The following is a 17776-nucleotide window of genomic DNA, read 5'->3' as shown; positions in this document are numbered from 1 at the left end:
AGTGACCACCAATCTCTCGCAGCACTTCCTCCTCGATCCCGAGGTCGTGTTCCTGAACCACGGATCGTTCGGCGCCTGCCCGCGTCCGGTATTCGAGGACTATCAGCGCTGGCAGCTGAAGCTGGAGCGCCAGCCGGTCGAGTTTCTCGATTCGCGCCGCGGCCTCGCTCCCAATCTTCGCGTCGCGCGCGAGGCGCTGGCGGCCGAGTTCGGCACATCCGCCGACAACATCGCGCAGGTTTCGAACGCTACCACCGGCCTCAACGTCGCGCTGCAATCGCTGCCGTTGAAGCCCGGCGACGAGATCCTGACGACGAACCACGAATACAGCGCGCTCGAAAAGACGCTCGCCTTCGTCGCCCGGCGCACCGGCGCGAAGATCGTCGTCGCCGAGGTGCCGCTGCCGCTGACCTCGGCCGAGACCTTCCACGACGCGATCCTTTCGGCCGTCACGCCGCGCACGCGCGTGCTGTTCCTGAGCCACGTCACCTCGGCGAGGGCGCTGCTCTTTCCGATCGAGAGGCTGATCGCCGAGGCGCGCCAGCGCGGCATCTGGAGCGTCATCGACGGCGCCCACGCCCCGGGGCATGTTCCGCTCGATCTCGACGCGCTCGGCGCCGACGTCTATTCCGGCAATTGCCACAAATGGATGATGGCGCCGAAGGGCGCCGCCTTCGTCCATGTGCGGCCGGAATGGCAGGCGATGATCGATCCGCTCGTCGTCAGCCATGGCTGGACGGCCGACAACAAGGAGCCGGGCGTGCGCGGTCCCTTCGGCGCTTCGGCCTTCGTCGACGAGATCGAGATGCAGGGAACCCGCGATCCCTCGCCCTGGCTGGCCGTGCCGGCGGCGCTCGCCTTCCGCCGCGCGCATGACTGGTGGCAGGTGGCGGCGGAATGCAGCCGCCTGGCGCAGGAGACCGCGGCGCGGGTCCGCGACCTGTTCGGCCTCGACGCGCTCTCCAGCCCGGAATTCTCGGCGCCGCAGATGGTGGCGATGCCGATCCCGGCCTGCGACCCGATCGCCGTGCACGATGCGCTGCTCCGCGACTACGGGATTGAAATTCCGGTGTTCGAATGGCAAGGCCATCATATCGCGCGGCTGTCCTGCCAGGGCTATAACACGCGCGAACAGATGGACCTGCTCGTGACGGCGCTTGGCGAACTGTTGGCGCGCGAGCAGCCGCTCAGGAAACGCGGCCAAGCGTGACAACGACCGACAAGAGCCCGATCGAACCGAACCGCCGCGACGCGGCCGAATATCTCGAACGCATCGACACGAAGACGCGCGGCGTCGCCGTACTCGACGCGCCGGGCTCGGCGTCGGGCGGACGACGATCCGCGAGGCGCTGAACCGCTGGGAGGGGCTCGGCATCATCCGCCGCCGGCGCGGCGCGCGCTCGAGGGCGAGGTGGTGCGCAAGGCGACGCTGAACGCGAACCCTGCGCAGCGCCGGGAAGTCTCTCGCCTCTGCGACGTCGTGCTCGCTGACGTCAATGGCGGGCGCCCCTGGCGCAAGTCGGATCATGCCTTCCACGGCGCCATCTACGAAGCCTCCGGCAACCCGATGTTCGGCCAGATCCTGCTCCATCTCGACCACGCTCTGGAGCGTTCGGCGGAATCGCCCTTCGGCCGCGACGGCTTCGGACTCGCTTCTTTCCCGCCGCACCGCACGCTCGCCGACGCGATCCTGGCCGCCGATGTGGAAGCCGCCGTCGCGGCGATTCAACTCATCATCGATAGCGTCGAAGGCGAGATCCCCCGCGTCATCGCCGCCGACCCGGCCTCCCTAGCGGCTGCATCCTTCACGGCAGGGATCGCGCTATTCTGCCAGTTGCGCGAGCGCGCCCGCATATTTCCGTTCGAGGCGCTCCCGTTGCTCCGCCGGCAGCCGCGACAGGCGGGCCGGGTCCGAATTGTCCGCGAGATCCGCCATCTTGACGATGCGCCCGATCGGGTTCGCCTTCGCCCGAAGCACGAAATCCTGGTAGCTCTCGCCGTCACGCTTCGTCACGGACAGGACCGCATCGACGATTCTCGGCTCGAACCCCTCGGCGAGGAGGCGCTCCGCCGACCATTCGGTATCCTCGATCACGTCATGCAGGACCGCAGCTATCTTGGCGTCGTCTCCAACGGCGGCGTGCATCACGCGCAGGACATGGAGAATGTAGGGCTCGCCGTTCTTGTCGGTCTGGCCGGCATGGGCCTCGACGGCAATCCGGATAGCCTTTTCGATGCCGGTCATTTCGATCTCCACCTCTGATCGGATCCGTCGAGCCTATCGTCACGACAGCCGCGCGCCAAGGATCCCCGACTGGAGAGGGATGGCGGCGCGGTACAGGGAATCGCTGTTGTTGGAAGGCTTGGAGCGGGCGATGGGAATTGAACCCACGACATTCAGCTTGGGAAGCTGACGTTCTACCTCTGAACTACACCCGCTTCTTAAGTGACTTAAATCACTTGTCTTTTCGCGATATCGTACAACTGGAACGCCGACTCCGCGAAAAGCTGGACACTTTGTACCCGCTTTATCCCGCTGTGATCAAGGCCATCGCCGAGTGTGTCTGCATTCGCCGGTTGGGCGATGGGAGCCGGCCGGTTTCCGGATCAGAACTTGCAGTTCAGGCCGACCCGGACGGCGTGGAACTTGGCCGAGTCGCTCCAGGGGACAAACGCGGCGCTGTCCTCGGCGCTGAAGGCTGTGTGGTCCTTGCTGCCGAGATCGACATAGAGATATTCGCCCGTGAGCTCAGTTGGTCGGTCAGGGCATATTCGGCGCCTGCGCCGAGTGTCCAGCCCCAGCGGACATCGCTCGACGAGCCGCTCAGGCCGCCGCTCCTGTCGAACGCGCGGTCGCCCGGGCCGCCCCACCATAAACCGTACTCATGGTGCTGGTAACTTCCGCTGCTCTTGACGCTGCCATAGGCGAGGCCGCCGGTTCCATAGACCCGCTGTCTCAGCCCGTCGCGATCACGATAGCTGCGCCATATTCCATGGCGAGGCGTCGAAGGTGGTCGCAGATCTGCTCTTCCGTTTCGTCATGCGCCGGCAGTCGCGCCATGCAGCGGCAGGCCGAGGCGCGCAGGTCGACCGGCTCGTGCTGCTCGAGCGCGGTCAGCACCTCGCAGATCATCAGCTCGGACATCAGCAACGCCGTCATGATGGGATGGCTCGGCGACAGGTTCGGGGCAGGGGGATTTGCCGATCGGTTCCAATCGGCGATCGCGCGGCTTGAGCGTGTGACCCGGCGATCGTGCGGGCGGATGGCGGATCGTCGCCGCTCCGTCGCGATCAGTGCAGCTTGTCGTCGCCGCCGGGCAGGCTCGGCACGTCGGGCGGGGGCGGCGTCACGGCTGCTTCCGGCGGGTTCGCCTTCTGCGGCGGCGTGTCTGCGGCGGGCGAAGCGCCTGCCTCGTCGCGATGCGGACTGGCCTCGTGCGATTCAGCCGGACGGCGCGGCGCGGGGCGGGCGGCGCTGTCGGGGCGGGCTGGACGGCGCGTGGAGAGCGAAGCGCGGCCGGATGCTGCGTTGCCCGACTTTGCGGGGCCGGACTTTTCATGGCCTGACTTGGCGTGGCTCGGCGTCGCATGGCCCGATGTGGCGTGACCTGATGCGGCATGGCTCGCGCCGACATGGCGGGATGAGCCGCGCGCGGAGGGTTTGGCGGCGCTGGAACGCTGGGAGGCGCGCGCCATCCGCTGCGGTCTGGCGGGCGTGCGCCTGCGGCCATCGTCGGAGAGCCCGTCGCCGAGTTCGTCCAACTGATCGGCGATCCAGTGGATGTGGTCGACCACCGGCGTGCGGCTGGCGACGTCGCGGGCCTCGGACAGTTCGAGCAGATCGGATCGAAGCAGACCCATCAGCGCTGAAATCCTCTGCAGGCTGTCCTTCAGTTCCGTCGGTGCTGCCATTTGCCGGCCCTCCACGTTGCGACCCTGCCCACCACCGGATCGACAACGTTTCGGCCGGGGCGTCGTTCCCGTTCCCTCGGGAATTCTCGCGCGGGCCGGATCTCAGGCGTCGTCCGGGTCGACCTCGGACAGTCGCCCGCGCACGAAGCCGAAGGAGATCCTGGCCGTGCGTGCGTCGATCGCCATCAGCAGCGTCTCGATGACGGCGCGCGCGTCGCCCTGATGCGCGGCCATCAGATTGTCGACGCGATGGTCGAGCGCGCTTTGCGCGGGATCGATCGGATGAACGGCCTGTGCCATGACGCTGGAACTCCCTGGGGCTTCGTTCCCATTTTGTTCTCATCGACGTGAGAGTCAATCCGGAGTCTTGCGTCCGTCCACTGGCGCGCCGACTCCGCCGGGTGGGATACGCCGGCGCGAAAGAAAAAAGCCCCCGCCGAGCGTCTCGGCGAGGGCCTTTGGAATGCGCGATCCGATGTGGATCAGAAGCGGTAGTTCACGCCGAACGTCGCGGTCTGCGACTTCAGGCCGACGTCGTACGAGCCGTTATCGTCCGGGAATGTATACGTCTTGGAGCCGAAGTCCGTGTAGAGATACTCGGCCTTGAGGGTCCAGTTCTGCGTGAAGGCGTATTCGACGCCGACGCCGGCCGTCCAGCCGAAATGAGTCTGGCTGTTCGAACCGTACACGCTGTCGTTGATCTCGTTGTTGGCCCAGGCGAAGCCGCCCGTCAGATAGGGCAGGAACTTGTCGATCGCGTAGCCGGCGCGGACGCGGCCGGTGCCGAAATAGCGGATCTTCGATTCGGTCGTGTACTCGTCGAGGTAGTTGAACGTGTCCTTGGCGTCCGAATAGTAGATGTCCACCAGGGCGCCGATCACGACGTTGCTCGGGAACTGGTAGTCGCCGCCAAGCTGCAGGCCGGCGATGAAACCGTCCGGCTTGACGTCGCCCGGGTTCTCGGTGATCAGGCCGTCATCGCCGTCCTTCTGGTCGGTCTTGCCCCAGGCGTAGCCGATGCTGCCGCCGACATAGAAGCCGGTCCAGTTGCCGACGGGCGCGGCGGCCGGAACGACCGGCGCGGGCTCATAGGTCAGGTCGGCTGCCTGGGCGGCGGCAACGCCCGAAGCGAGGATCGTGGCGGCGGAAAGGATGCGAAGGAGCTTCATGGGGGGGCTTCTCATGTGGTGTTGAGAGACGCGATCTACTAAGTCCACTATACATATTACTTAGGGGGATGCTGTTGCCGTTATGCTGCACTCGCCCGCTTTCGCAGGGCGATGGCGTCCGTCAATTCCGGGGAGGGGGACGGCAGGCGGGAGTTCAGGCGCCCGGCTTGAGCATCCGCATCAGCAGGCCGTCGCGCAGCCAGAACTGGTGCCACAGCGCCGCCACCACATGCAGGACGATCAGCACGATGAAGACGGGCTTGCCGAGCTCGTGCAGGTCGCCGAGCGACGGGACGAACCAGTAGGCGAGGATGCCGGTCACCGGCATGGCGACAAGAAGGAAATAGAAGGCGGCGTGGGTCAGCCGCGCCAGCAGGGCGACGATCGCCGAACCGTCGGGAAGCGGCGGGGCGCCCTTGGTCAACCGCAGCACGATGCGGATGGCGACGGCGGCGAGGATGGCGAAGCCGACCCAGATATGCAGTGTCGCCTGCGTGGCGACGCTGGGGTCCACGGCCTCGCCGCGCCCGATCGCGCGCAGGCTGTGCGACATCGCATCGCCGAAGACGAGCTGGAAGAAAACCAGCGCCACGATCACCCAGTGCAGGGTGATCTGGCTGGTCGAGTAGCCACGGGAAACCGGATATTGCATCGAATGCCTCGCGGGTCGCACCTCAGATTAGAATCAGTCTAATCAAAGGCGCGGGGGCGCGGCAAGGCTAGGCTTCCGCGGCCTTTTCGAACACTTCGGCGGCGGCTTCCGTCAGTTCCTCGGCGAAGAGAGCGGCGGCGACCTTGGGCGAGAAGGTGAAGGTGTCGATGCCGAGGCGGCCGAGGCGGACGAGGTCGTCGGCGGCGCGCAGGCTGGCGACGAGCACGCGGGTCTCGCTGCCGGCGCCGCGGATGATCTCCTGCATGGTGACGATCTCGGCGAAGCCGTCGCGGCCGGCGTCGTTCATGCGGCCGAGATAGGGAGCGACGTAATCGGCGCCGAGGGCGGCGGCGCTCAGCGCCTGATGCGCCGTGTAGACAGCCGTCATGGTGATGCGCACGCCCTCGGCCTTCAGCGTCGCAGCGGCGATGGCGCCCTCCTTGGTGATCGGCACCTTGACCACCATGCGCGGATCCATCGCGGCGATGACGCGACCATTGGCGATCAGAGCCTCGCTGTTGCGGCCCCAGGTCTGGGCCTGGAATTCCACGACATCCGCCTCGAAGGCGATGTGCGAAAGCCGGCCCAGCTCGGCCAGCGTGTTCGGCACGCCGGCATTGGCGAGGATGGTCGGGTTGGTGGTGATGCCGTGGAAGAGGCCCGTCGGCAGCCATTCGTCCCAGGCGGCCCTGTCGGCGCTGTCGAGGAAGAGGCGCGGGCGAATCGTCTGGGTCTGGTCGTGCATCATGGGCCTGCCGGTGGTTCGAATTGGACCGGCATAGTATGGGGCGGGCCCATAATGCGAAAGCGTCAAATCAGATCGCTGCACCGGCTTCGAAATCGCCGAACAGGCGGTCGAGCACCGTCTTCTCTAGGCCGGCGAAGGCGGGCGTGCCGCGTTGGCGCGGCCAGGCGAGCGGCACGTCGAGATCGAGCGCGATGCGGCCGTTCTCGATCAGCAGGATACGGTCGGCGAGCGCGATCGCCTCGGAGACGTCGTGGGTGACGAGAACGGAGGTGAAGCGCTGCGCCCGCCAGACGCGCTCGACCAGCCCCTGCATCGAGATGCGCGTCAGCGCGTCGAGCGCGCCGAGCGGTTCGTCGAGGGCGAGCAGGCGAGGGCGCGAGACGAGCGCGCGGGCCAGCGCGACGCGCTGCTTCTGGCCGCCGGAAAGTACCGAAGGCCAGGCGTCGGCGCGGCCGTCGAGGCCGACTTCCGCCAGCGCCTTCAGCGCCGCCGCGCGGCGGGATTTCGTCGACCCGGCGCGGCCGAGGCCGACGGCGACATTGCCGGCGACGGTGGCCCAGGGCAGCAGGCGCGGTTCCTGGAAGATGAAGCGGGCGGAATCCTTTGCGGCCTCGCCGAGACGGGTGATTGAACCCGCCGTCGGCGTCTCCAGCCCCATGATCAGGCGCAGCAGCGTGCTCTTGCCGCAGCCGCTTTTTCCGACGATCGCAACCGACTGGCCGGCGGGAATTTCGAGGTCGATGCCGCGGATCACCGGCGCGCCGTCGAACGCCTTGACGAGGCCGCGGATGGAGAGCCCCATGCCGCGCGTATGCGGATCGGCCTCGTCGGTGACCTCGAAGGGAACCGGGCGGGCGGATGGCAGGTCCCGCGGCGCCGTGCGGCTGGCGGTCTCGATGAAGGCCAGCGTATCGGCGAACATGGCGTTCCCTCCCTCAAACATTCTGGAAGGCCGGGTTCCAGGCCAGCGTCCGCCGCTCGAGGATCCGCGCCGTGGTGTCGGCGAGCTTGCCGAGCAGCGCATAGATCAGGATCGTCAGCACGACGACGTCGGTCATCATGAATTCGCGCGCCTGCATCGCCATGTGGCCGATGCCGGAGGAGGCGGCGATCGTCTCGGCGACGATCAGCGTCAGCCACATGATGCCGAGGCCGAAGCGGACGCCGACGAAGATCGAGGGCAGGGCGCCGGGAAGGATCACCTTCCAGAACAGGTCGCTGCCGTTCATGCCGTAGGTCTTGCCCATCTCGACCAGCTGCGGGTCGACGGAGCGGATGCCAGCCAGCGTATTGATGTAGATCGGGAAGAAAACGCCGAGCGCGACGAGGAAGAGCTTGGCCTGCTCGTCGATGCCGAACCAGAGGATCACCAGCGGGATCAGCGCCAGATGCGGCACGTTGCGCACCATCTGTAGCGTCGTGTCGGTCAGCGCCTCGCTGAAGCGCGACAGGCCGTTGGCGAGCCCGAAGGCGAAGCCGACCGCGCCACCGATCAGGAAGCCGACGCTGGCGCGCCAGAAGCTGACGCGGATGTTTTCGAGAAGCTCGCCGGATTGCAGAACGCGCCAGAGCGCGACGGCGACGGCGGTCGGCGCCGGCAGCACGTTTTCCGGGATGAAGCCGATGCGGGCGAGGAGTTCCCACAGGACCAGGACGGCGGCCGGCAGGATCCAGCCGATGAGCGCACGGGGGATCTTCATCACGAGGCCGAGGCGAGCTTGCGCGCCGTCTCGTCGACGCCGAACTCGTTCTGGATCGCCCGGCTGACGCCGCGCCGTGCCACGTTGATGCCGAGTTCCGGGAAGAGCAGTTCGGCCACCCGGTAGGATTCCTCCAGATGCGGATAGCCGGAGCCGATCACCGTATCGATGCCGAGCGCCTGATATTCGCGCAGCCGCTCCGCCACCTGTGCCGGCGTGCCGACCAGCGCCGTGCCGGCGCCGCCGCGCACCAGGCCGACGCCGGCCCAGAGGTTTGGCGCCACCAGCAGCTTGTCGCGGCGGCCGCCATGCAGCTCCGCCATGCGGCGCTGGCCGACCGAGTCCATCTGCTGGGTGAAGCGCTTATAGGCGATCTCGATCTGCTCGTCCGAGATGCGGCTGATCAGCTTGTCGGCGGCGGCCCAGGCCTCGGCCTCGGTCTCGCGGACGATGAAATGCAGGCGGATGCCGAAGCGCAGTTTTCGCCCGCGCGCGGCGGCGCGGGAACGAGCGGCCGCGATCTTGCCCGCCACGGCTTCGAGCGGTTCGCCCCAGGTCAAGTAGAGTTCGCACTGCTCGGCGGCGAGATCGATGCCGGCTTCCGACGAGCCTCCGAAATAGAGCGGCGGCGGGTTCTGTACCGGCGGAAAGTCGAGCCGGCCCTTCTCGATGCGGTAGTGCTTGCCGGAAAAGTCGACGCGCTCGCCGGAGACGAGGCTGCTCCAGATCCTGAGGAATTCGCCGGCCTGCTCGTAGCGCTGGTCATGCGGCAGGAACACGCCGTCGCCGGCGAGTTCCACGGGGTTGCCGCCGACCACGACGTTGAGCAGCAGCCGCCCGTTGGAGAGGCGGTCGAGCGCCGCCGTCTGCCGCGCCGCATAGGCGGGCTGGACGACGCCGGGGCGGAGCGCGACGAGGAATTTGAGCTTTTCCGTCACCGTCGCGAGGCCTGATGCCGTCACCCAGCTTTCCTCGCAGGCCTGGCCAGTCGGCAGCAGCACGCCGCCGAAGCCGAGGCGATCCACCGCCTGGGCGACCTCCCTGAAATAGCCGAACTCCGGCGGACGCTGCTGCGTCTCGGAGCCGAGATAGGTGCCATCGCCATAGGTCGGGATGAACCAGAAGAAGTTGAGCGGATCGGGAGGGGTGGTGACGGTCATGGCGGCGGCCTTGTGACGCGAAATTCAGGAAGTCGCTGTGCCGTCCGGGCCATGGCCAGAAGGTTTGGCTCGAACGGCAGGAGCCGGGTTCTCACGCCTTCGGCGCGGTCCAGACGGCGTCGGCGACGGTGATTGGCTTCGGGATGAGGCCGAGCTTGAAGAAGCGGTCGGCCGTCACCTGCTGGCCGGCGACGATCTCGCTCGTCAGCGGCAGGATGCCGTAGACCGCGCGTTCGACCGCCACGGTCTGCGGGCCGCTCGGCACGCCGGTGATTTCCGTCAGCGCCTTCGCCACCTCGCCGCGATTGGCATTGGCCCAATTGGCCGCGTCGCCGAGGCCGGCGATCGTCTTGGCGATAATGGCCGGGTTGGCGTTGGCGAAGGTCTTGTTCGCGAGCAGGTAGGTGTTGACGGCGACGGTATCGGCGGTGGTCGTCAGCAGCCGCACCGGCTGGCGCGCCTCGGCCAGCGCCAGGAAGGGATCCCAGATCGACCAGGCATCGACGCTGTCATTGGCGAAGGCGGCGGCCGCGTCGGCCGGCGACAGATAGACGGGCGTGATGTCGGCGAAGGCGATGCCGGCCTTCTCGAGCGCCGCGACCAGCAGATTATGCGCGCTGGAGCCCTTGGTAACGGCGATCTTCTTGCCCTTGAGGTCGGCGACCGTCTTGGCCGGAGAACCGTCCTTGACGATGATCGCCTCGCCCTTACCGTTGGAGGGGGCGGCGCCGACATAGACGAGATTGGCCCCGGCGGCCTGGGCGAAGATCGGCGGCGCATCGCCGGTCCAGCCGAAGTCGATGGCGCCGACATTGAGCGCTTCCAGCAGCGGCGGCCCGGCCGCGAACTCGACCCAGGTGACAGCAACGCCATCCGCCTCAAGCCGCTTCTCGATCGATTTCTCGCGGCGCGCCACGGCGAGGAGGCCGGCCTTCTGGTAGCCGATCCGCAGCGTCTTCGCCTCTTCCGCCTGGGCCTTGCGGCCGGCGAACGAGGTGGCGGCAAGGCCGACGAGGCCGGTCCCCGCCAGAAGTCCGAAGTGGCGACGTGTGAGCATTCTTGTCTCCGAGGCACAGGCAGGTTGCGTGCGGGAACGGGGGCCCGTCGAATGTCCTCATTGGACAGAATGACGAGTAGTTTGATCAAGAAAATGGATCTTGCCGCAGGGGCAATTCTTGGAAAGGAAAACCTCTGAAGCCGCCGCGGGCGCGATGGCTGTTGTTGTGTCGTCCGCGCGGCCCTTTGAGATGGCCATCACTGACTCTTCCCCAGCGTCATGGTGGAACGAAGCCATGACGGCGGGCGTTGGGCCTGCACCGGAAAACAGGGGGGCGTCTTCAGGCGACGCGGATCGGAAATGGCAAAGTTGTACACCCGCACCACCATCAGTCTCGTCGCCACCGCGGCGATCGTCGCCTTCGGCGTCACGGCCTATGGTGGCCAGGCCATGAGCCGCACCAGCGGCGCCTCGGATCCGACCGCGCTCACTCTGTTCGACAAGGCCGCTGTCGGCGGCCGCAAGGGCTGCGAGGTCCAGTCCTGGCCCGATATCGCTCCCGAATGCCTGCAGCCTTCCGATGGTCAGGCGCTGGCGAAGCCGGCCCGCAAGGTCTGACCGGGCTCGGCCAACTCAAGGCACCTGGTCGAAGGGCTTGCCACGGCGAGGCTTCGGTGGATTGATGCTGTTCTCCAGGGAGAAGCAGCATGTCCTTCGAACACTGGCTGGCCTTCGCGGCCGCCTCGGCCGTCATCCTCGCCATTCCCGGCCCGACCATCCTGCTGGTGATCTCCTATGCGCTGAGCCATGGCCGCAAGTCGGCCGGCGCCACCGTCGCCGGCGTCGCGCTCGGTGATTTCACCGCCATGACGGCATCGATGCTCGGCCTCGGCGCGTTGCTCGCCGCCTCGGCGGCGCTGTTCACCGTGCTGAAATGGGTCGGCGGCGCCTATCTCATCTATCTCGGCATCAAGCTCTGGCGTGCGCCCACGGGAGCGCAGGCGGAGGCGCAGACGTCGGAAGTGCGCCCGGTCCGCATCTTCCTGCATGCCTATGCGGTGACGGCGCTGAACCCGAAGAGCATCGTCTTCTTCGTCGCCTTCCTGCCGCAGTTCCTGGTTTCGAGCCAGCCGCTGCTGCCGCAGATGATCCTGTTCGAAGTGACCTTCCTCGTGCTGGCGACGATCAATGCCGCCAGCTACGCCCTGATCGCCGCCGGCGCGCGGCGGACCATCCGCAAGCCGAGCGTGCAGCGCATCGTCAACCGTACCGGCGGTGGCCTGCTGGTCGGCGCGGGCCTTCTTGCCGCCGGCTGGCGCAGCTCCACCTCCTGAGCCTCAGTTCTGCAGGCAATCGGCTGGTGGCGGTCCCGCCTGCCAGATGCCGCGCCGGAAGCAGCGCGCCTCGGTCTCGGCCGTCTTGTAGCCGTCCGGCGCTTTCGCGGCTGCCTCGGCCCAGCCCTGTTCGATCAGCCACTGGCCGAGATCGGTGCTGCCGATCCGGCAGGGCGCGACGAGCGGGTCGGTCGTGTCATTGGCGGAGACGCGGCACTCGACGCCGAGCGCCCGCACGCGGCGGCGCAGCGCTGCCAGCGCCAGCTTGGCGCAGGCGATCTCGCCCGCCGCTTCGTCCGTCTCGGCCGGATGGCAGAGCCGGTCGTCATCCGGTACGCGGATGCCGGCGAGCCGGACATGGCGCTGTCCGATGTCGAGCAGCCCGGCTTCGCGCACGACGACGGGCGAAAATGCCTTCCAGCGTGGCGGCGCCGGCGGCTTTTTCGGTATCGCCTCGCGTTCGAGCGGGCCGGTCAGCGCCGGGGCCGGCGTCATGCCGGGCGCCGTGACGTTGCGCGGCGTGCGCATGGGGGCGGGGTCGGGGGAGGGGTCCGGGGGCGACGCCGGTGTCTCGACCGCGGGCGGGAGTGTCTGCGGAGCTGCGGCGGCGGGAGCCCCGGTCGCGGATGGCGGCATCGCCCCCGGCGGCATGTCCGGATCCGGGGCGCCACCGTCATCGGCATCGACCGGGCCGTCGAACGGATCGCGGTCGGCATCGTCCACGTCGTTCGAAACGGCGACCTGTTCCGGCGCCGGCCCCCCCATCAGCCCGGCGAACTCGTGGCGGTCGAGGCCGCCGATCTTCGAGGTGACGATCACGGCGAGGCCGATCATCGCGGTCAACCAGAGCGCGGCGGGCGCCGTCCTCACTGGCTCGCCCAGATGATCCGGGCCATCCACTCCACCTCGCGGGCGGCAATCTCGCGGTTCGGATGCTCGGGATTGAGGGAGTGCAGCTCGACGATCTTCGCGGTTTTGCGGGCCAGCACCTTGGCCATGACCTCGCCACCCTGGGTGCGCACGACGACTCTGTCGCCGGGGCGGCAGGTCGCCGTCGGAGAGACGATGATGATGTCGCCGGCCCGGTAGAGCGGCATCATCGATTCACCCGAGACCTCGAGCGCGTAGACGCCCTCGGTCATCCTGGTCTGCGGGATCGCGACCTCGTCCCAGCCCTGGCCGACTGGGAAGCCGCCATCGTCGAAATAGCCGCCGGCGCCGGCCTGCGCGAAGCCGAGCAGCGGAACGTGGCGGAACGGCCCTGTCTGCTCCGGCGGCGCCAGCCGGCGGATGGTGAGCTCCATGAAGCGATCGAGCGGCTCGCCCGTCGCCTCGAGGATCTTGGAGATGCTTTCCGTCGAGGGCCAGCGCGGCCTGCCGTCGACGGCGACGCGCTTGGAGCGGTTGAACGTGGTCGGGTCGAGGCCGGCCTTGCGGGCAAGGCCGGACGCCGTCAGCTCGTTGCGGGCTGCCAGGCGATCGATCGCCGCCCAGATCCGCTCGTGCGACAACATGGCGGAAACCTCCGCGAATGCGGGCCAGGCCCGCGTCGTCCCGCGCTTCGAAAGCCGCAGGGAAAGGAATAAATCCCTCTCAACCAGCTTTTTATCCCCGTCCACGAGGTCTGTCCAGCGGCGGGGCCGGCATTTTGACGCCGGCTGCGCGCGAACCCTTGTTCCGCCGCGATGGCGCGACTAGGTTCCCGACAAACCTAAGGGATCCCACATGACCGTCATCTTCAAGATCGCCCCCGACATCCTTTGGAGCCAGGCGAGGGACGCGGGCGTCTTCACCGGCGCCACGATCGACATCACCGATGGCTTTATCCATCTCTCGGCCGCCGACCAGGTGCGCGAGACGGCTGCGAGGTATTTCGGCGGCCAGTCTGGCCTGGTGCTCGTCGCAATCGATGGCGACAAGCTCGGCGACAAGCTGAAATGGGAGCCGTCGCGCGGCGGCGCGCTGTTCCCGCATCTCTACGGCCCGCTCGATTTCTCGGCGGTAATCTGGACCAAGGCGCTACCGGTCGGCACCGACGGCCTGCACGTCTTTCCCGAGCTTGCGGCGTGAGCGCTTTCGGCAGCCTCGTCCGACCGCTGCTGTTCCGGATCGATCCGGAAAAGGCGCATGGCCTCTCGCTGAAGGTGCTGTCTTCCGGGCTGCATCCTTCGGTCCGTCCCGACCGTGACCCGAGGCTGGCGCGCAACCTGTTCGGATTGCAGTTTCCCAATCCGCTCGGTATCGCCGCCGGGCTGGACAAGAACGCCGAGGTGCCGGATCCGCTCCTGGCGCTTGGCTTCGGCTTCGTCGAGATCGGCACGATCACCCCGAAGCCGCAGCCCGGCAATCCGAAGCCGCGCCTGTTCCGCCTGGTCGAGGATCATGGCGTGATCAACCGGCTCGGCTTCAACAATGCCGGCCATGCGGCGGCGCGGCTGCGACTCCAGGCGCGGCGCGGCAAGCCCGGCCTCGTCGGCGTCAATATCGGCGCCAACAAGGACGCGGTCGACCGGGTCGCCGATTATGTCGCGGGCATCGAGACCTTCGCCGACCTCGCCTCCTATTTCACCGTCAACGTCTCCTCGCCGAACACGCCGGGCCTGCGCGACCTGCAGGCGAAGGGCGCGCTCGACGAACTGCTCGCCCGCGTGCTCGAGGCGCGCGATGCCCAGGCGCGCCGTGTGCCGGTGCTCCTGAAGATCGCGCCCGACATGGCCGAGGCCGGCCTTGCCGACGTCGCCGAGGTGGCGCTGGCTCGGAAGATCGACGGCGTCATCGTCTCGAACACCACGATCAGCCGCCCGAAGCTGATCGACGCCGCGACGGCGAAGGAAACGGGCGGCCTTTCCGGCCGGCCGCTGTTCCGCCTTTCGACCATCCAACTCGCCCGCTTCCGCAAGCTCGTCGGCCCCGAGATGCCGCTGGTCGGCGTCGGCGGCATCGAATCGGCCGAGACCGCCTTTGCCAAGATCACGGCCGGCGCCGACCTGGTGCAGATCTATTCCGGCTTCGTCTATGGCGGTCCGGGGCTGCCTGCCTCGATCCTGGCAGGCCTGTCGCGCATCCTCGACCGTCGCGGCATGTCCTCGATCGCCGACGCCGTCGGCATCGAGACGGAGAAATGGGCGGCCGAGACGGCGTGAACCGCCTCAGGCAAACGCTGCGCGGGTGCGGATGCCGCACCGCCAGGCGAGCGTGAAACCACGCGCCGACAGGAAGACCAGCATGGCCAGCCACAGGCCATGCGCGCCCCAGAGCGGCTCGGCGACCGCCCAGACCGCGAGATAGAGCGCGAGCGACAGCAGCATCATGTTGCGCATGTCGGCCGACCAGGTGGCGCCGATGAAGATGCCGTCCATCTCGAAGGCGAGAACGCCGGCGAGCGGCGTCAGCGCCGTCCAGAACAGGTAGTGGCGGGCGGTTTCGCGCACGGCGGGATTCACCGTCATCCAGTCGATCAGCCAGGGGCCGCCGAACCAGAAGCAGGCGGCGGCGATGAAGGCGAGCACATAGCCCCAGCCCAGCGTCAGCTTCAGCGAGCGCAGGAAGGCTGGCTTGTAGCGGGCGCCGATGGCGCGGCCGGCATATTGCTCCGCCGCGGCGGCGAAGCCGTCGAGGAAATAGCCGCCGACGAGGAAGAAGTTCATCAGCACGGCGTTCGCCGCCAGCACGACGTCGCCCATCTTGGCGCCGCGCGAGGCGAAGAAGCCGAACGCGAACAGCAGCGTGAACGAACGGATCATGATGTCGCGATTGACCGCGACCATGCGCAGGATCTGCGTTCGGTCGAGGATCTGCGCCATCGACGGCCGGTCGGCGCGGTCGAGCCGGCGCATCACCAGCGCGAGCCCAAGGATGGCGGTCACCGCCTCGCCAGTCGTCGTGCCCCAGGCCGATCCGGCGATGCCCCAGCCGAGGCCCAGCACGAAGGCGATGTTGAGGACGATGTTGAGCCCGTTCAGGAAGGTCTGCAGCACGAGGCCGAGCGTCGAGCGGCCGAGCCCGATCAGCCAGCCGAGCATGACGTAGTTGGCGAGCGCGAACGGGGTCGAGAACACGCGGATGGAATAGTATTCCGCCGTCGCCGCCTGTACGGCCGGGCTGCCGCCAAGCGCCGCGAGCGCGATCGCGAGGATCGGCCGCGAGAGCAGGATGACGACGAGGCCGATGCCGAAGGCGAGGATCAGGGCGCGGAAGAAGGTGGCCTGGATCTCCTTGCGGTCGTCGGCGCCGAGCGCCTGCGCCACCAGCCCGGTGGTGCCGCTGCGCAGGAAATTGAAGGTGGCGAAGACGAAATCGAAGATGACGGCGCCAAGCGCCACGGCGCCGAGCAGCGCCGCGTCGCCGAGGCGGCCGATCACGCCCATGCCGACGAGGCCTAGCAGCGGCGTCGTCAGATAGGCGAGCGTCATCGGCACGGCGATGGCCAGGATGCCGCGATGGGTGACTTCGAAGGGTCGGATGGCGGTCATGATGTCGGCGTGGCGTGGTGTGGGCAAGAAGCGATAGCCGCTTCGTCGCCCGGCGTCGACGCGATCGTTGCATGTCTCGCGGCCGGCCCTATGTTCGGCGGATGCTCCCGCCCATCGTCCACCACCCCGCCTACACCGCCGAGATCCCCGCCGATCATCGCTTTCCCATGCAGAAATACCGCCGGCTGGCCGAGATCGTCAGGGCCGACGGGTTGGCGCCGGCGGGCTTCGTCGTGCCGGAGCCGGCGACGGCGGCGCAATTGTCGCTCGCGCATGACCGGTCCTATGTCGAGGCGGTCCTGTCGCTCGCCGTGCCGCCGGCGATCGAGCGCGAGATCGGGCTGCCGATGAACGAGACGGTGGTGCGACGCGCGGCGGCGGCGACCGGCGGCACCATCCTGGCGGCCCGGCTGGCGCTGGCCCATGGCCTCGCCTGCAACACGGCTGGCGGCAGCCATCATGCCCGCTCCGAACAGGGCGCCGGCTTCTGCACCTTCAACGACGTCGCCGTGGCGATCCGCGTGCTGATGGCCGAGGGGATCATCGGCACCGCGCTGGTGGTCGATTGCGACGTGCACCAGGGCGACGGCACGGCCGAGATCTTCGCCGAGGACGCCACCGTGACGACGCTGTCGTTGCATGGCGAGAAGAACTACCCCGTCCGCAAGCGGCAGTCGACGATCGACATCGGGCTGGCCGACCGCACCGATGACCGCGCCTATCTCGCCGCGCTGGACGGCATCCTGGCGCCGCTGCTCGACCGTACCCATCCCGACATCGTCTTCTACAATGCCGGCGTCGATCCGCATGAGGAGGACCGGCTCGGCCGGCTGTCGCTGACCGATGCCGGCCTCGCGGCGCGAGACCGGCTGGTGATCGAGGCGGTGCGCAGCCGCGGCATCCCGCTCGCCGGCGTCATCGGCGGCGGCTATGGCGCCGATGTCGAGCCGATCGCCCGCCGCCATGCCCTGCTGCACCGCGCGGCGGCGGCGTTCGCGGGGTAGGGCGGCTCAGTGCTTGCGGAAGGTGAGGTCCGACAAAGTGGTGGCAGGCCCGTTCGCCTGCGGCTGGCTGACGACCTGGATGCGCAGCATGCCCTGTCCGTCATTCAGGATCGACATGCGCGCCCTGGTGCTGCCATTGACCGGCTTCGGCCAGGTCATGGTGAAGTTGACGCGGTTGCCGTTGCGCTTGCCGACGATCGTGGCCGGACCGGCGCGGGCGCCGACATAGGTGCCGGTATAGCGGCCGGTCGCCGGATTGAAGGTGACGTCGGCGCTGATGTCGCGGGTGAAGACGACGGCGCCGCGGCAACTGCCGCTGATCGACATGCGGTTGGGCGCATGGTCACCGGTTACGGCGCAATCGGCGTCGATGATGGGCGACTCGGCGTTGCGCCGCACGGGACCGCCTCCGGTCCAGCTGCCGGCGAAGCGGTTCTGGAAGCTCTGCTCGTCGCCGGTGGCCGAAAGGGCGGGACCGGCGAACAGGCAGAGCATGATCGGCCATTGCGGTCTCATCGCGCTCGCTCCCGCTCAGGAAACGAACCCAATAACGCAACTGTTCCGGGCGGGAAGGCCAAAGCCGATCACGTCTGGATCAAAAGAACCGGATCGTGATCGGCGGATGCGA

General features: G+C 67.9%; 22 protein-coding genes, 1 tRNA gene and 1 pseudogene. 8 read left to right on the top strand and 16 right to left on the bottom strand.

Features of this window, described 5'->3' with window-relative positions:
* The first annotated feature begins 1 nt into the window (after position 1).
* From WFK98_RS23790 to WFK98_RS23780, 3 genes and pseudogenes are all read left to right on the top strand, one after another.
* A complete protein-coding gene (locus tag WFK98_RS23790; RefSeq protein ID WP_336802035.1) occupies positions 2-1210 on the top strand; it encodes an aminotransferase class V-fold PLP-dependent enzyme in 1209 nt (402 codons plus the stop codon).
* Positions 1207-1353, top strand: a complete 147-nt coding sequence (locus WFK98_RS23785; protein WP_336802034.1) for a hypothetical protein — start codon at positions 1207-1209, stop codon at positions 1351-1353. The genes WFK98_RS23790 and WFK98_RS23785 overlap by 4 nt, the downstream gene beginning before the upstream one ends.
* A gap of 4 nt (positions 1354-1357) precedes the next feature.
* Positions 1358-1726: pseudogene (locus WFK98_RS23780) on the top strand (FadR/GntR family transcriptional regulator); the annotation flags it as partial.
* A 96-nt stretch (positions 1727-1822) separates the two neighbouring features.
* Here WFK98_RS23780 and WFK98_RS23775 read toward each other — a convergent pair.
* The 12 genes from WFK98_RS23775 to WFK98_RS23720 all read right to left on the bottom strand — a co-directional run bounded on the left by WFK98_RS23775 (position 1823) and on the right by WFK98_RS23720 (position 10398).
* Complete coding sequence (locus WFK98_RS23775) at positions 1823-2245, bottom strand: HD domain-containing protein (RefSeq protein WP_336802033.1); 423 nt, start codon at positions 2243-2245, stop codon at positions 1823-1825.
* A 119-nt stretch (positions 2246-2364) separates the two neighbouring features.
* A tRNA-Gly gene (locus tag WFK98_RS23770) sits at positions 2365-2439 on the bottom strand.
* Positions 2440-2956: 517 nt separating this feature from the next.
* Entirely contained in the window at positions 2957-3160 is a 204-nt protein-coding gene (locus WFK98_RS23765) for a hypothetical protein (protein ID WP_266337286.1), read from the bottom strand.
* Positions 3161-3291: 131 nt separating this feature from the next.
* Entirely contained in the window at positions 3292-3912 is a 621-nt protein-coding gene (locus WFK98_RS23760) for a hypothetical protein (protein WP_336802032.1), read from the bottom strand.
* A 102-nt stretch (positions 3913-4014) separates the two neighbouring features.
* A complete protein-coding gene (locus tag WFK98_RS23755; protein ID WP_266337288.1) occupies positions 4015-4212 on the bottom strand; it encodes a hypothetical protein in 198 nt (65 codons plus the stop codon).
* A gap of 182 nt (positions 4213-4394) precedes the next feature.
* Positions 4395-5081, bottom strand: coding sequence for an outer membrane protein (locus WFK98_RS23750; protein ID WP_266337289.1), 687 nt, complete (start codon positions 5079-5081; stop codon positions 4395-4397).
* 154 nt (positions 5082-5235) lie between these two features.
* Positions 5236-5733, bottom strand: coding sequence for a cytochrome b (locus tag WFK98_RS23745; RefSeq protein WP_266337290.1), 498 nt, complete (start codon positions 5731-5733; stop codon positions 5236-5238).
* Between the two features lie 67 nt (positions 5734-5800).
* Positions 5801-6481, bottom strand: coding sequence for a transaldolase family protein (locus WFK98_RS23740; protein WP_336802031.1), 681 nt, complete (start codon positions 6479-6481; stop codon positions 5801-5803).
* A 67-nt stretch (positions 6482-6548) separates the two neighbouring features.
* Positions 6549-7403 (bottom strand): ABC transporter ATP-binding protein, encoded by an 855-nt coding sequence (locus WFK98_RS23735; protein ID WP_442907477.1) that lies wholly within the window; start codon positions 7401-7403, stop codon positions 6549-6551.
* A 13-nt stretch (positions 7404-7416) separates the two neighbouring features.
* Positions 7417-8181, bottom strand: coding sequence for an ABC transporter permease subunit (locus tag WFK98_RS23730; RefSeq protein ID WP_266337292.1), 765 nt, complete (start codon positions 8179-8181; stop codon positions 7417-7419).
* Positions 8181-9341: an FMNH2-dependent alkanesulfonate monooxygenase gene (gene ssuD, locus WFK98_RS23725; protein WP_336802030.1), complete on the bottom strand. Its 1161-nt coding sequence runs from the start codon at positions 9339-9341 to the stop codon at positions 8181-8183. The genes WFK98_RS23730 and ssuD overlap by 1 nt, the downstream gene beginning before the upstream one ends.
* Positions 9342-9432: 91 nt before the next feature.
* Positions 9433-10398 (bottom strand): sulfonate ABC transporter substrate-binding protein, encoded by a 966-nt coding sequence (locus WFK98_RS23720; protein WP_336802029.1) that lies wholly within the window; start codon positions 10396-10398, stop codon positions 9433-9435.
* A gap of 300 nt (positions 10399-10698) precedes the next feature.
* Here WFK98_RS23720 and WFK98_RS23715 point away from each other — a divergent pair, with 300 nt between their 5' ends.
* Both WFK98_RS23715 and WFK98_RS23710 read left to right on the top strand, forming a co-directional pair.
* The gene (locus tag WFK98_RS23715) at positions 10699-10956 is read left to right on the top strand and encodes a hypothetical protein (protein WP_266337295.1); all 258 of its coding nucleotides are present in this window, start codon (positions 10699-10701) and stop codon (positions 10954-10956) included.
* Between the two features lie 89 nt (positions 10957-11045).
* A complete protein-coding gene (locus WFK98_RS23710; protein WP_336802028.1) occupies positions 11046-11672 on the top strand; it encodes a LysE family translocator in 627 nt (208 codons plus the stop codon).
* Between the two features lie 3 nt (positions 11673-11675).
* Here WFK98_RS23710 and WFK98_RS23705 read toward each other — a convergent pair whose 3' ends face one another.
* Positions 11676-12542, bottom strand: coding sequence for a thermonuclease family protein (locus WFK98_RS23705; RefSeq protein ID WP_336802027.1), 867 nt, complete (start codon positions 12540-12542; stop codon positions 11676-11678).
* Positions 12539-13186, bottom strand: a complete 648-nt coding sequence (locus tag WFK98_RS23700; RefSeq protein ID WP_266337298.1) for a S24 family peptidase — start codon at positions 13184-13186, stop codon at positions 12539-12541. Before WFK98_RS23700 ends, WFK98_RS23705 begins: the two co-directional genes overlap by 4 nt.
* A gap of 211 nt (positions 13187-13397) precedes the next feature.
* Between WFK98_RS23700 and WFK98_RS23695 the strand changes: the two genes are divergently transcribed.
* On the top strand, positions 13398-13742 hold the full coding sequence (locus tag WFK98_RS23695; protein ID WP_266337299.1) for a DUF952 domain-containing protein: 345 nt from the start codon (positions 13398-13400) through the stop codon (positions 13740-13742).
* Positions 13739-14815, top strand: a complete 1077-nt coding sequence (locus tag WFK98_RS23690) for a quinone-dependent dihydroorotate dehydrogenase (protein ID WP_336802026.1) — start codon at positions 13739-13741, stop codon at positions 14813-14815. The genes WFK98_RS23695 and WFK98_RS23690 overlap by 4 nt, the downstream gene beginning before the upstream one ends.
* A 6-nt stretch (positions 14816-14821) precedes the next feature.
* On the opposite strand, the gene WFK98_RS23685 is transcribed toward WFK98_RS23690, so the two are convergent.
* Positions 14822-16144 carry an MATE family efflux transporter gene (locus WFK98_RS23685; protein ID WP_266337382.1) on the bottom strand — a complete coding sequence of 441 codons (1323 nt, stop codon included), beginning with the start codon at positions 16142-16144 and terminating at the stop codon, positions 14822-14824.
* Between the two features lie 101 nt (positions 16145-16245).
* Here WFK98_RS23685 and WFK98_RS23680 point away from each other — a divergent pair, with 101 nt between their 5' ends.
* Positions 16246-17148: a histone deacetylase family protein gene (locus WFK98_RS23680; protein WP_336802025.1), complete on the top strand. Its 903-nt coding sequence runs from the start codon at positions 16246-16248 to the stop codon at positions 17146-17148.
* A 6-nt stretch (positions 17149-17154) separates the two neighbouring features.
* Here WFK98_RS23680 and WFK98_RS23675 read toward each other — a convergent pair whose 3' ends face one another.
* Positions 17155-17664 (bottom strand): hypothetical protein, encoded by a 510-nt coding sequence (locus tag WFK98_RS23675; RefSeq protein WP_266337302.1) that lies wholly within the window; start codon positions 17662-17664, stop codon positions 17155-17157.
* Positions 17665-17776 lie beyond the last annotated feature (112 nt).

It is taken from the genome of Kaistia sp. MMO-174 (assembly GCF_037147815.1).
GTDB classification, from domain to species: Bacteria; Pseudomonadota; Alphaproteobacteria; order Rhizobiales; family Kaistiaceae; genus Kaistia; species Kaistia nematophila.
This window is presented reverse-complemented; position numbering and strand designations above follow the sequence as displayed.

Coding starts and splice junctions, on each gene's coding strand:
- WFK98_RS23775 (WP_336802033.1), bottom strand. CDS start 2,245: ATGACCGGCATCGAAAAGGCTATCCGGATTGCCGTCGAGGCCCATGCC.
- WFK98_RS23765 (WP_266337286.1), bottom strand. CDS start 3,160: ATGACGGCGTTGCTGATGTCCGAGCTGATGATCTGCGAGGTGCTGACC.
- WFK98_RS23760 (WP_336802032.1), bottom strand. CDS start 3,912: ATGGCAGCACCGACGGAACTGAAGGACAGCCTGCAGAGGATTTCAGCG.
- WFK98_RS23755 (WP_266337288.1), bottom strand. CDS start 4,212: ATGGCACAGGCCGTTCATCCGATCGATCCCGCGCAAAGCGCGCTCGAC.
- WFK98_RS23750 (WP_266337289.1), bottom strand. CDS start 5,081: ATGAAGCTCCTTCGCATCCTTTCCGCCGCCACGATCCTCGCTTCGGGC.
- WFK98_RS23745 (WP_266337290.1), bottom strand. CDS start 5,733: ATGCAATATCCGGTTTCCCGTGGCTACTCGACCAGCCAGATCACCCTG.
- WFK98_RS23740 (WP_336802031.1), bottom strand. CDS start 6,481: ATGATGCACGACCAGACCCAGACGATTCGCCCGCGCCTCTTCCTCGAC.
- WFK98_RS23735 (WP_442907477.1), bottom strand. CDS start 7,403: ATGTTCGCCGATACGCTGGCCTTCATCGAGACCGCCAGCCGCACGGCG.
- WFK98_RS23730 (WP_266337292.1), bottom strand. CDS start 8,181: ATGAAGATCCCCCGTGCGCTCATCGGCTGGATCCTGCCGGCCGCCGTC.
- ssuD (WP_336802030.1), bottom strand. CDS start 9,341: ATGACCGTCACCACCCCTCCCGATCCGCTCAACTTCTTCTGGTTCATC.
- WFK98_RS23720 (WP_336802029.1), bottom strand. CDS start 10,398: ATGCTCACACGTCGCCACTTCGGACTTCTGGCGGGGACCGGCCTCGTC.
- WFK98_RS23715 (WP_266337295.1), top strand. CDS start 10,699: ATGGCAAAGTTGTACACCCGCACCACCATCAGTCTCGTCGCCACCGCG.
- WFK98_RS23710 (WP_336802028.1), top strand. CDS start 11,046: ATGTCCTTCGAACACTGGCTGGCCTTCGCGGCCGCCTCGGCCGTCATC.
- WFK98_RS23700 (WP_266337298.1), bottom strand. CDS start 13,186: ATGTTGTCGCACGAGCGGATCTGGGCGGCGATCGATCGCCTGGCAGCC.
- WFK98_RS23695 (WP_266337299.1), top strand. CDS start 13,398: ATGACCGTCATCTTCAAGATCGCCCCCGACATCCTTTGGAGCCAGGCG.
- WFK98_RS23685 (WP_266337382.1), bottom strand. CDS start 16,144: ATGACCGCCATCCGACCCTTCGAAGTCACCCATCGCGGCATCCTGGCC.
- WFK98_RS23680 (WP_336802025.1), top strand. CDS start 16,246: ATGCTCCCGCCCATCGTCCACCACCCCGCCTACACCGCCGAGATCCCC.
- WFK98_RS23675 (WP_266337302.1), bottom strand. CDS start 17,664: ATGAGACCGCAATGGCCGATCATGCTCTGCCTGTTCGCCGGTCCCGCC.